This is a genomic window from Nostoc sp., assembly GCF_036917095.1.
Taxonomy (GTDB): Bacteria; Cyanobacteriota; Cyanobacteriia; order Cyanobacteriales; family Nostocaceae; genus Nostoc.
On sequence record NZ_JBALFH010000053.1, the window covers coordinates 59,083 to 71,390 of the forward strand.

12 protein-coding genes are annotated in these 12,308 nt (G+C 41.6%); 1 reads left to right on the plus strand and 11 read right to left on the minus strand.

Features of this window, described 5'->3' with window-relative positions:
• Positions 1–775 precede the first annotated feature (775 nt).
• From V7L01_RS31000 to hpsJ-B, 6 genes are all read right to left on the minus strand, one after another.
• Positions 776–922: a hypothetical protein gene (locus tag V7L01_RS31000; protein ID WP_335041767.1), complete on the minus strand. Its 147-nt coding sequence runs from the start codon at positions 920–922 to the stop codon at positions 776–778.
• A 342-nt stretch (positions 923–1,264) separates the two neighbouring features.
• Positions 1,265–2,920, minus strand: coding sequence for a signal recognition particle-docking protein FtsY (gene ftsY / locus V7L01_RS31005; RefSeq protein WP_335041769.1), 1,656 nt, complete (start codon positions 2,918–2,920; stop codon positions 1,265–1,267).
• A gap of 298 nt (positions 2,921–3,218) precedes the next feature.
• Positions 3,219–3,860: a transcription antitermination factor NusB gene (gene nusB / locus V7L01_RS31010; protein ID WP_323198283.1), complete on the minus strand. Its 642-nt coding sequence runs from the start codon at positions 3,858–3,860 to the stop codon at positions 3,219–3,221.
• 149 nt (positions 3,861–4,009) lie between these two features.
• Positions 4,010–4,744, minus strand: coding sequence for a DUF502 domain-containing protein (locus tag V7L01_RS31015; RefSeq protein WP_335041773.1), 735 nt, complete (start codon positions 4,742–4,744; stop codon positions 4,010–4,012).
• A 516-nt stretch (positions 4,745–5,260) separates the two neighbouring features.
• Complete coding sequence (locus V7L01_RS31020) at positions 5,261–6,169, minus strand: glycosyltransferase family 2 protein (RefSeq protein WP_335041775.1); 909 nt, start codon at positions 6,167–6,169, stop codon at positions 5,261–5,263.
• A gap of 388 nt (positions 6,170–6,557) precedes the next feature.
• Positions 6,558–7,400, minus strand: coding sequence for a hormogonium polysaccharide biosynthesis protein HpsJ (gene hpsJ-B / locus V7L01_RS31025; protein ID WP_335041777.1), 843 nt, complete (start codon positions 7,398–7,400; stop codon positions 6,558–6,560).
• Positions 7,401–7,765: 365 nt separating this feature from the next.
• Between hpsJ-B and V7L01_RS31030 the strand changes: the two genes are divergently transcribed.
• Positions 7,766–7,849, plus strand: a complete 84-nt coding sequence (locus V7L01_RS31030; protein ID WP_442937053.1) for a transposase-like zinc-binding domain-containing protein — start codon at positions 7,766–7,768, stop codon at positions 7,847–7,849.
• Between the two features lie 86 nt (positions 7,850–7,935).
• Here V7L01_RS31030 and V7L01_RS31035 read toward each other — a convergent pair whose 3' ends face one another.
• Genes V7L01_RS31035 through hpsE (V7L01_RS31055) form a run of 5 tightly spaced genes read right to left on the minus strand, consistent with a single transcriptional unit; the run spans position 7,936 to position 12,283 of the window.
• The gene (locus tag V7L01_RS31035; RefSeq protein WP_335041779.1) at positions 7,936–8,577 is read right to left on the minus strand and encodes a TIGR04282 family arsenosugar biosynthesis glycosyltransferase; all 642 of its coding nucleotides are present in this window, start codon (positions 8,575–8,577) and stop codon (positions 7,936–7,938) included.
• Positions 8,578–8,609: 32 nt separating this feature from the next.
• Positions 8,610–9,266, minus strand: coding sequence for a pilus assembly FimT family protein (locus V7L01_RS31040; RefSeq protein WP_335041781.1), 657 nt, complete (start codon positions 9,264–9,266; stop codon positions 8,610–8,612).
• Positions 9,232–10,305, minus strand: coding sequence for a glycosyltransferase (locus V7L01_RS31045; RefSeq protein ID WP_335041783.1), 1,074 nt, complete (start codon positions 10,303–10,305; stop codon positions 9,232–9,234). The genes V7L01_RS31040 and V7L01_RS31045 overlap by 35 nt, the downstream gene beginning before the upstream one ends.
• Before the next feature lie 4 nt (positions 10,306–10,309).
• Positions 10,310–11,302 (minus strand): hormogonium polysaccharide biosynthesis glycosyltransferase HpsE, encoded by a 993-nt coding sequence (hpsE, locus tag V7L01_RS31050; RefSeq protein WP_335041785.1) that lies wholly within the window; start codon positions 11,300–11,302, stop codon positions 10,310–10,312.
• A 21-nt stretch (positions 11,303–11,323) separates the two neighbouring features.
• Positions 11,324–12,283 carry a hormogonium polysaccharide biosynthesis glycosyltransferase HpsE gene (gene hpsE / locus V7L01_RS31055; protein WP_335041787.1) on the minus strand — a complete coding sequence of 320 codons (960 nt, stop codon included), beginning with the start codon at positions 12,281–12,283 and terminating at the stop codon, positions 11,324–11,326.
• Positions 12,284–12,308: the final 25 nt, after the last annotated feature.

Here is a 12,308-nt window from a genome sequence, read left to right on the forward strand (position 1 = left end):
AATTCAGAAAGCTTTTCATTTTTTCATAACTTAATTCCCAAAGCATATCTCTAAAGTCATAAAAATACTTTATTAAAAAAATAATTGATCGCGCTTTCAGACTGACTGTTTGGGTAGAGGCAACTACGAGACTATAAGTCTTTTGAGTGAAAACCTCTAAAAGCGCTCAAATAGAGCTTAGGTTTGGTAAAAAACAGACTTACACGCGTTCCCAAACCTGAGAATATGTAAATAAGTCTTCAAATACTTAATTTGTATACCATAATTACCGAGATAATTACCAAAATTGAGCTTTTTCATTTTGAATTTATCGTTTTGCAAATTTTGACTAGCTGAAAATCCAAAAATTCAACCCATTGAAACGGGAAAAAAGTGAGATAACCCAATCTTTCGAGTCAGCGGTAACAGACTTAAACCATTAGCCTGTAATTGATTTTAGGTGGAAGTCATTTGGTAAGTGTAAGATATGAATAGAAGAGATCGCAGTAAAACTAGAAAACATATCGTCCAAGAAGTTTAAGTCAAAAGCCAGAAAGAGTGTTGTCGTTTAATCATCAAAATTCAAACCTCTGGATTTATTACATAAAATATTTGTAGATACTTTCGCAAGTAAGAGCTGAGATACACCTGGGAGTGTTGAACCAGCTTACTTACACCAATTAGCTTTTTGAGTTCACAGTGGACGATTCTGTGAAGTTTTGATGGTTGCAAGCCATCCTTCTGTTGAGGTAGCTGCTGGGCAAACAGCAGCTGAGGTGAGGCTCGTACCTTTAAGTTAAGCTACGCGCAGCGTGCCGCTCTCTCGACTTGCTAAGGCAGTTGTTTCTCCGTAGGAGTACAACTCGCCATAGCCGACAGCAGTCACCTGCGGAGGGAAACCCTCCCGCAGTGCTAAACCACCCGCGCTGGTTCCCCAACGCACAGCTCACCGCTTAGACTGCTGTCCATCCTAAAATATTTGTATTTGTGGGGGTGAGAGTCTCACCTACATTTTAAATTGCTACAAGATGCAGGTTTAGGGGCTTTCGTGTGTTGCAACTAAATGCCCATGCTGCTACGTTTAAAAGCCTATTCAAAGCGTGAAAAAAGGGCATTAGCTTGAAATTGTAGCAAAAGTCACCCATTTATTGTGACAAATTCATGATTTTAGGACTCGATCTGTTTCCAGTATTTTGTTTCTAGTTAGTTCAAGTGATAATACCAGATCGGTCATCCCGAAATTTATCAATTTGTCAAGAAAAATTTTTAACTCCAAATTTTTCAACTAGCCACTCAAGAGAGCTTCGACAAACTCATAGCTAGAAAAGGGGCGCAGGTCTTCAATTCCTTCGCCAGCACCAATAAAGCGAATGGGTAAACCTAGCTGTTGCACAACGGCAAGGGCAACGCCGCCTTTAGCGGTGCCATCTAGCTTGGTTAAGACAACGCCACTCAGTTGGGCAGCTTGAGAAAAAACTTCGGCTTGCCGCAGTCCATTTTGACCTAAAGTAGCATCTAGAACTAACAGCGATTCTACTTTGGCATTTGGGGCTTTTTTGTCAATAATTCGCCGGATTTTGCTGAGTTCGTCCATTAAATTTTTCTTGTTTTGCAGTCGCCCAGCTGTATCTACCAAGAGTAATTCTGTTTGACGCGCTTGGGCAGCAGCGATCGCATCAAATACAACTGCTGCCGGATCTGTATTCTTTCCAGGATTGGCAATTACTTCCACACCACTTCTACTACCCCAAACCTTCACCTGTTCCACAGCGGCGGCGCGGAAGGTGTCTGCTGCCCCAATCAAGCATTTATAACCAGATTTTTGTCCGAGGTGGGCAATTTTGCCGATGGTTGTAGTTTTACCAGCACCATTCACCCCAGTGATTAACCAAATATTCAGGGTTTCTTTTTCTGGGGTAAAGGTAATTTTGTTGGATGTTTTGCTTGGCGCATCCAGCATATCCCGGAGAATTTTTTTCAGGTAAGCGATCGCTTCTTCAGGTGCAGTAACTTCTTCTCTAAGTTTTGTCTGTAGGGCATTGATAATAAAGTCTGTCGCCTCTACGCCCACATCAGCTTGCAGGAGCAATGCCTCAATTTCCGTCACAGCAGCTTGGTTAAGGGGCCCTTGACCAACGATCGCCTTTAGTTGGTTAAGAATACTACGGCGAGTTTTGTCTAACCCTTGCCGGAGCTTTTTCAGCCAGGTTATTTCTTCAATAGAAACGTCTGCTGGACTTCTACCTTGAGCTGCTAGGACTTTTGCTGACCAGACAAACCCATCATCAAATACTAGTCCCGGAATTTCCTCTCCTGTGTCTGAGGTTGCAGCTACTGGCTGTACTATCTCCGGTTCTGGGACTTCAATGGCGGTGGCTATTAGTTGTTCCAGCTTGGCTTGCCGTTCTGCCGCCGCCCGTTCTAAGAAGGATAAGCTGGCTGGTGCTGTTGCCTCTGGCGTAGCTACTGGTTCGGTGGCTGTTGCTTCATCTTCACTTGTCGTTAGTTCTGGACTTTTGACATCTGGCTCTTCAGCAATTGCTGCCACTGAGGAATCTTCTATACTTTCTTCTTCAGTAGCTGCTTGAATAACTTCTGGTTGTGCTGTTTCTAGGGTTGTACTAACAGGTTCCTCAATTGCTTCTGGTTCAGTTATTTCCGCAATTGCCGTTTCTGCGGTTTCGGGTTGTGGTGAAGGATCTGCTGAATCAGGTGGGGTTTCTACTACATCGGTTTGTTGTTTTTGCTGAATATTTTTGTAAGCAGCTTTAGCAAACGCTAACAAATCTGCCGTTGTGTCTGGTGCAGTTTGGGCAGTTGGTGTTGACGTTTCGGCTGGCTCTGGTTGGGGTTCTTGTGCAGGAGGAGTTTTTTCCTGTTCCTTATCAGAGGGAGTGTTAGAGGAATCGTTATATTGACGACGGAACCAATTAAAAACCATTGCAGCAGTATTGATTATATGAGTTTATAAGTTATAAGTTATGAGTTTAATTTAACTTTGCACTTTTTCTTGGGGTGAAAACTTCCCGGTTATCCTCACCTTTCAACGCCAGTTTAAGGAGAATCGTTACAACAGAAGGTTCCCTCCGTTCGCGCAGCGTCTCCCCTTCTCCCAAAGTGAGAGGCTAGCACCATCGCGGAGCGTCTCGTAGAGAAGGGAGAAGTTCCGCTCGGAGGAAGCTTTGCGGCTACAGACTTTTTTCCACACCAGTATAGGAATTACTAATTACGCAGCGGTACTATGCTGTTTTTTTCTGCTCAGTGACTCGGCGCAAAACACCATTAATAAACCGATGACCGTCGTCTCCACTGTAGCGTTTGGCTAGCTCCACAGCTTCGTTAATGGCGATACTGTCTGGAACTCCTAAGAACTTCATTTCAGCCACAGCGATTTGCAAGATATCGCGGTCAATTTGGGCAAGGCGAGTTACTTGCCAATCTACTAAGGCAGTAGAAATAAGTTCATCTATAATGTGTCGATTTTCGTTGACTGTAATCACAAGCTCCTTAGCGTAATTACGAACTCCCTTATCCTGATTAGCTAGCTGAATCAATACTGGGAAATCAACTGCTGTACCCAACTGATTGATTGCTGTCTGGGTGCAGGCGATCGCTTCTTGAAGCATTGTTCTGGCAGAATTGAGGTCGGAGGCCCGAGTTTGGCTACTTAAGAGGCGATCGTTACTGCGTTGCAGTTCTCCTGCGGCATTATCGAGAGTATCTTGCACTTCTGAGGTCAGGGTGCGTACTGCTCCTAGCACCAACTTGGATACTAGTTGATCGTCTTCCAATTTATCTAATTTTTTGGGGTTGACAGGCAATTGGCTAAGGCTTAAAAGCGCCAATTCACGAGCAATTTGCTGGGGTTTACGAGGTTGCATAAAACTGAGGGGTGATTGTGCGAGAACTGATTAACTAGGCGGGACAAACTTATAAGTCTATCAATTTTGGCACAGTCAAACAACAACATTACGCATTTGCTTGTGACTTTGCCAGATTGATTTTAAGTTTCTTCAACGGGAATAACCTGCTACTTGATTTCGTTGTATTTCACTTCCAGTGTGGATTTGGGGAAAACCAAGGGCGTATTTGGGGCGACAATGCCACCTGATACAACTATTTTAAAGGCGTCTTCAATCGATATGGAAAGGTTCACCACCTCATCTTCAGGAACTACTGCGTACCAGCCGGTAGTTGGATTCGGGGTAGTGGGGATAAAAACACTTAGCACGGGACGAGGCATCTGGGCTTGGATATCACTGCTGATTGCACCAGTGACAAAGGCGATCGCCCAAATTCCTCGACGGGGATACTCTACCAAAATTACACGGCGAAACTTGCCATTAGAATCTTTTAGTATTGTTTCTAAAAGCTGTTTGAGAGTTTTGTATACCTGTCCCGCTAAAGGAATTGCCTGTAATAATCGCTCACCAAAATCTAACAACCACCGCCCAGCAATATTGCGAGCCATTAATCCCATAAGTAAAATACTTAGTAGTGGTACAGCCAATCCTACTAATAAGTTCAGTAGATTCACTACAATTGGGTTTAGCCCATCAAAGGGATTCAGTTGTTTGGGAATTTGGGTGAGGAAGTTGATTACCCAAGTAGCAATGGTAATTGTCAGCCAGATAGTGGTTGCTAGGGGAATTACTACTAGCAAACCAGCAATCAGGTCGTTTTTTAAGTCCTGTTTTAGGCGATTGATTACCAAGCCCCGATTCTCCTGTTTTAAGCTAGAGGAACTTTTATTATTCGTATCCATACCAGCAGATTCATCAAATAGCAAAGGCTTTACTTGAAGCAGGTTCTACCGCAAGTAACTGTCCAAGAAGCTAGCAGCTTGACTGCTGCCGCAAAAACACGTACTTATTGCTGGAAATCAGCTATTTTTCTACAAGCATACACATAGACATTAACCAATTCGATGCCGACTGGTTATTCTTAAAGGATGTTACTTTTCTTTGTAAGACTTGTAAATGATTGTTGCAAGTCCTTAGGTACTACTAATCTACCGCGCTCAATCAAAAGCTGCTCATGATTGTAAAAGTACCATCGGGTCAGTCACTCACATTTGAGCAGGTGCGGCTTTTATGAAAATGTTCTATTAAAAATATTAATTTATTATGGTGGTTCTGGTTTAGGTGGAACACGCAATAGGGGCGCACAGCTAGCTGTGTGCCCCTACTTCTGAATTCTGATTTTGCGATCGCGATGTGTCCGTTGTCGGCGATCGCTGCTTCAAATTGTAGTGTTTAATCCTTCTAATCTCCAGTCCCCTTTACGCCGCATCAGCCTGTGTAGTTTCAGAATTCGTAGACTGTAACTGTTGTGTACTCTCTTGTGCCAGAATTGCTGTTGCATCTAAATTTGGTTTTGGTAGATACTTCATTTCCCAGACTTTGAGCAAAATCAGGTATTCGTAGAATGCCTGCAATGTACACCAAGCAAGACCGGCGGACCCATCTAAACAGCCGCCTAAGATAAAATACATATATACAAACCGTAGCAACGGTCTGGCGGGTAAACGTAAAGATAAATCTTTTAGCGCGCGGCGTTTTTCGACTTCCGATTTCCCAAAGAATAAATCTTGCCAGTTGACTTTTCCCTGTTCTAGCTGATACAGCGTTTCTTGGGCTTCATCTGTAGAATAACGGTTATGCTTGTCAATCCAGCGGTTCAAGCCTTTGCTACAAGTGTAGTGTGGATATGTCTCTTTTAAAAAGCTAGTTGTACCCTCACAAACTTCCCGCTCAGTATGACCGTAGTCTGTAAACCAGACTTTACCGTGGCGGAAGAGGCGCATTTGGTAACGGGGATACTGTGTGCTGTGGCGAATCCAACGATTCATGAACATAACGCGTTCAGCTACATAGTAACCAATGTAGTCTGGATTCTGACTTGCCTTTTCGCATTCCGCGAACAGTTCTGGTGTCATGCGCTCGTCAGCTTCGAGAATGTAAACCCATTCGTGCTTCGGGGGGATAGACTCTAACATCCAGGTGCGTTGGCGTCCGTGGCTTTCAAAAGCGTGTTGGACGACGCGGATGGGATAGTGACTGGCGATTTCCACAGTGCGATCGCTACTGCATGAATCCACAACAATGATGTCATCCGATAGCATCGCCGATTCGATACAAGCAGCAATATCTAGCTCTTCGTTATATGTAAGTATGTAAATTGAAAACATTACCCAAGTTTTATAGCGATTTTACTCAGTGATAATTGCCTTTTTATTGTTATTAGCTATTGGGAGCATGGCAGTATAACCCATCATTCAGAAGGCATAAGGCAGGAGGCAGAAGTAACCCACGCTTGCAAACGTCGGACTTAGGTTGTAAAAGCTTTGTATCTCGCGCTACGCATCTCAATACAATCCTTATTTTTAAACTGGGTTTTTGACCCATAACTAAAGTAATCAATTATACTTCATTCCTCCTGCCTTCTGCCCGACGTTCGCGGACTCGCTCTAAGCGAACGCGAGTGCGTCTCGTAGAGAAGGCTTTACGCTGCGCTATCTGCCTCCTGCTTTGTCTTATAATTTTTGGATACGTTCTACTGCCATGCCAAATAGTGGATTAGCGTGCGGCAGCTCTAGGTTTACCACCTTGTATAGCACCCCTACCTCTTAAGCCTGTCCAGCCGATGATAATGTAACCAATAGACAACAGCAAACTGCTAATCCCAATCCGCAGTCCAGACTTCCAAGCAGTATCTTTAGCTTGTTGGAGTGCTTCGTCTCTGCGCTGGCGAACTTGGCTCAGTTGTTGAGTTTGCAACGTCTGAATATCTGTTTGCTGTTCGATAGCTTTGTCAAGTGCCTGAGGATTTGTTTTAGCCTTCTTCAGTAACTCTTTGATATTTGCCGGAATTTGAGAGCTTTCAAGCGCTTGCTTATATTTTTGATCGTCTTTGAGGATTTCACTAAACTGAGCTTTGGTTTGGTTTCGCAGCTGTTCTAGTTGAGCTTTTCCTTGCTCAGTATTCAGTTGTGCTTGCAATTGCGATAACCGAGTATTGAGTTGATTTTCTGCTTGATCTGCTTCTTGGGTGATTCGGTTGAGTGTTTGAGTCTTAGCTTGATTGACGTTATTGAGGTGCAGAGGAAAAATCAGCAAGAACATCAACCCTAAAATACTTGAGACGATCAAAGCGGGAAATCTTAAATCAATACCTTGGGGGCGATCGCCTCCTGCATCAGCAGTATCAAACCAATAGGCAGCAAACAGAAGCCCCAAACCTACCAAAGGAACAATTCCTCGATCGACTAGCGCTGTTGCCAAGTTGATTTGCCATACTCGATCGGTAGGTTGAAAGGGTAACAGCAGAATCAAAAAGTCAACGAAAAACGACAAAATGCAGATTATTCCAACTACCTTAAGTGTGAGGGTAGTACTCATGGAAGCAAAACGGTTAACCATAGTTTTTCAAACTGGCGGTGAATACGAGTGATTTTCATATTTCAAGCTACTTGAATATTGTGCCCATGACTGTGACTGTTGTGTAGAAACATAAAGCAGATTCAATACTGGTAAAGGCTATCTGCCTCTTGGTTTTCAATTAGGCCACAGTAACATTTGTTATGTCCAGTGTCTTCAGGAAATTCCTAGTATTTGAAGATACGAAGCTAATGCGGGGTTGGAGTCAAAGACTCATTAATTAATCGATTTCCCTTATTGCAGTTCTCAATCGGTCGTAATACAGGCGTTTTGTAGGGGCGCATATCTGTGCGCCCCTAGTGTATCTTGCATCTTATATAAAAATCCCGGCGTTGCATAATTAAGGGATGAACTGTCCATATTGTGCATCCAACCTTAGCCGTAATAATGGGCGTCGTCGTGGTAAACAGAACTACATCTGTACCTCTTAACGCCCCGCTCCGCTAACGCCAATTTATAGAATCATATTGAAAACGCGGATACTAATTCATCCAGCAACTATGCAACGCCAAAATCGCTATATCTCCCCTGCAAGGGTCTGTTCCCAAATTGGTAGATCCTCTGGTCGGTCAATATCAGCTAAAGGCGACAAGTTCATATGCGATAAATCCAGTTTCTGGGCAATGTCCACGGTTTTTTGGAATACTTGAGCAGTTCCCCACTCGATGTTAACGAATAACTCCGGGATGGGTTGGCGCAAACCTATTAAGTAATATCCACCATCGATCGCAGGGCCAAGTACGAGGTCAAAGGCGTGTAACTTTTCAAAGGCTGTTGCTAAAGTCTGGGCATTCACTCCAGGACAATCTGTACCAATGATAATTACTTGTTCTACACCAGATTGAAAGGCATCGAAAAGCGATCGCGCCATCCGCGAACCTAGATCCCCTTCACCTTGATACTGGTAAACCAAATCCAACCCCAGCCAGTCTTGCATGAGTTGCAAATTACCACCTGCAAACCGCACTTCCACAGATACAGCAATTGCTTTTTGCAATTCTTGAACCTGAAATATTGTATATTCAGTCATTTCCCGTTGAAGATTGGCAGCACCAACAGTTCCTAAAGCAGGAATCAATCGGGTTTTGGTTTTCCCTGGTTCTGGATAGCGAGTGAAAATAATTAGGTGCTGTTTTGGGTTTGCTAGTAAGTTCAGCACACAATACCTTGTTTTAATAAACTAAGAATATCTTAATAGCAATACTTGTCGTTTTCGTTGGCTCTGAGATGATCGTTTCCAGTTTTGATTGCCCCTATAATCGTAGATACATAGACGCAACGTCTAGCCTTTCCAGCATTTTGGCTATATAGGGTGATCTGCCCAAGTGTTCTTAGTGATGTGTTAGTACATTCATCTCCAACTTCATAAATAGGACAACCTTGGTAGTTAAATATAACTCGCCAGACTTGCGGTGAAGTCTGTTGTCGTAAAGTTGTCTCCTTTTGTCCTCGATTGTTTTCCTCTTCATAAATGCGAATGTTTGGCTCAAGGTTATGCCATAAATTGCCATTGTTTTTAACAGCATCAGGAATGAATTTTCCTGCTTCTGCTTGATGAACTGTCCATTGCATGACACCATTTTGTATGCGAAAACTAGCTTGCCTAGTCAATTTATCTTTGGTGGCTTGGCTTTGGGCTTGGCGCATTGCATAGTAAATCTCATTTTGGGCAGTGTTGAGACGGCCAATTTCTACAAAAGTTAGCCAGTTAGATGTTCCTAGCGTAGCTAATATACCAATTAATACAACAACTACTAACACCTCTGGTAAGGTAAAACCATTGTTAGAGTGCTTATTCCAGAGGTTTTTTGCATTAACTAGAAATCGTAAATATACCTGGGTATCCATTTTTGCTTTCTGGTCGATTTTCAGCTACCCAAATGTTGAGCAATGTTTCAGCTTGTTGGCTTCTGACTTCGCGCCGCTTAATAATACTGTAGAGCAAGCTGGGCGAAGTAAAAATTATGACAATTTTCAATAACAATTTTAAGGTGAAATTTATATTTTGAAGTCTTGAAGGGTCATTAAGAAAATACTTCCACAGAAATCTAGCAGCGGCTAGACCTTTTTGCCGATTAAAGGGCTTTTGTAGGGCTTTGCAGGTCAGATATTTGTATAAATTTGCTAGGCTTATATTCCAACTATTCTTAAGTGTTGTTCGCGTAGCGTCTCGTAGAGAAGGTCTTTCCTTGTATGCTCTCTCAAGCACTTGCAAGCAGGCTTTTTCCTGCCTGACAAGATTGGAAGAAACTGAATAAGGACTTATGCGATATAAGATTTGTACAGATGGTACACATATAAAATCAAACTTAGAGGCTAATCGCAGCCACATATCCCAATCTTGAGCCGCACTGAGAGATTCGTCAAAACCACCTAGTGTAATTAAAGCTTTTCTATCAATTAAGGGATTGGAACCATTCTCTAGAAAGTTATTTATTAACAATTTTTCGTAAACATTTTGATTTTCATTAATGCGCTTACCTGAAAGTATAAATTGGCCATTTGCGCCAATATAATCAGTCCAACTGTAAGCAACTTTTGCACTAATATTTTCTTGTAAAGCCTTTAATTGAGACTCAAGTTTATCAGGTGTCCAAAGATCGTCTGCGTCTAAGAAACTAACAAATTCTCCAACCGCACGGTTTAGCCCTCGGTTACGGCTGACGTTTCCGCCAGCATTAGAATAGGAAAATACTTTTATTCGTGAGTCTTGGATTTGTGTAACAACTTCTAAAGTTGAGTCTTGTGAACCATCATTAATTACAATTAATTCTAGGTCAGTAAAAGTTTGATTAAGAACAGATTGAATTGTGTGCTTAACAGTTTTTTCACTATTATAAGCGGGGATGATTACAGAAATTTTTGGCAAATTTTTGCTGGTTTTCATCTTTTTATAGGGCTAATTTATTTTTTAATACTTTGCCTAGACTACATTTTAAGTAGTAAAGAGGACTTATCATACTAGCCAAATAAAACTCCATCTCGAAGATAGCAATTAGATTACTTTTGAATTGCCCTCTATACTGAATGAGGTGCTGTAATACTCGGCGTAAATTCCCTAAAATCGTTTTCACAAACACTATTGGTTTTTGCCAATTTTTAGTATTTATCAAGCGTAGCTGGAAAATACATAAGCCACAGCCGCGTGCCAGAGTTAAGAGGTAATCTCTCTCAAGTCGCCAATGTGGTATTTGATGATAAGTATGCATAGTAGGGTTATACCAAATTTGCCAGCCTGCATAATGTATGTAAAGCAATGGTTCATAGTCATCACCCTGCACCAAAATACCAGGCAGCTTCCCGCTTAAAGTAGGCCGTTGTGGTACATTTTCACACCATACCTGTTTCCGAACAACAAGCGCCGCACCAGGAGGAAGTCTTAAATTATCCGCATCAAACAAATGTGGATTTTGCCCATGTTCTCTAATGGCTAAAAAAGCTTGAATTCTTTCAAAATTTTCTGGCGGATTTACTTCAAAATCACCATGAATCTGCCCGCTCCAAGCACCTGCTTGAGGATGTTCCAATCCAAATCTATATGCTTCTGATAACCAATCATTTGCAGGTAAGTTATCATCATCTAAAAATGCGATTAGCTGCCCTCTAGCTTCACGTACTGCCCGCAGTCGTGCAAAAGCGGCTCCCTGCTCGGTTTCTAAAAAATATCTTAAATGACAGTTTCCATTATATATTTTTTGGTAATCCTGGATTATTTCAGATGTATTATCAGAACTATTGTTATCCACAATAATAATTTCCCAGTTAAGTTTTTCTACTCCTGTCTGGGTTAAGAGTTTATCTAATATTTTAGGTAAACGGGTTGCTCCATTATATGCAGGAATGGCTACGCTAACATCTAAACTTTCAACTGCTAATTTAGTCATAATACCTAATTTTTTGAAATTTTATTTTTTTAAATATCCATTTTTCCAAAGATAAAAAGGACTAATGAAACTACTTAAAAAAAGTTCCATTTCGCAAGCAACTACCAAATCATGTTTTAGCTTAGTTCGATATTTTAGAAAGTGGAAAGCGATTTTACGCAGATCGTTTATCATATAAGATAAAAGAGCAACGGGTCTATACACCTGTTTGATATGAACCATTCTAGTTACATAACGGCTAAGTCCAATACCTCGAAAAAACGGAATTAAATAATCTTTTTGTAACCGAGATTTTGGGATTTTATGAGAAATTTCCATTTCTGGGTTATACCAGATTTCCCATCCTGATTTTTGGATGTAAGACAACATCTCTAAGTCTTCACTGGCAATCATATTGCCTTGAACTCTCCCAGTTAAAATAGGCTTATCTGGTACACTTTCTAACCACGTTTGTCTACGGACAACAAGTCCCGCAGAGGGAGGTAATATTTTTTTGGCTGTTTCGTATAATAGGGGTAAATTACCTCGCTCTGTAATCGCCAAGAATGGAGCAATTCGCTGAAAGTTTTCTGGTGGTTCTACTTCCCAGTCAGCGTGAATTTGGCTGCCATAAGCTCCCGCCTTAGGATATTTTTCACCAAAAGCATAAGCTGCGGATACCCAATTTGATACTGGGTAGTTGTCATCATCCAAAAAACCTATGAATCTACCTTTAGCTTCTGCAACTGCTTTTTTTCGAGCATAAGCTGCGCCTTGTTTTGCTTCAAAGCAATATTTTAAAGGATAAGGACACCGCCAATTTTGTTGAGTTTCTTGAACAACTTTAGCTGTATTATCAGTGCTGTTATTGTCTACAACTATAATTTCCCAAGATAAATTTTCGGTATGAAGTTGGTTTCGTAGCCGTTCTAGTAGTTCAGGCAAACGACTTTCACCGTTATAAGTTGGGATAGCTACAGTAAAGTCAAGGCAATTGTTCATTGCTCTAAAGTTATATTTCTAAGTG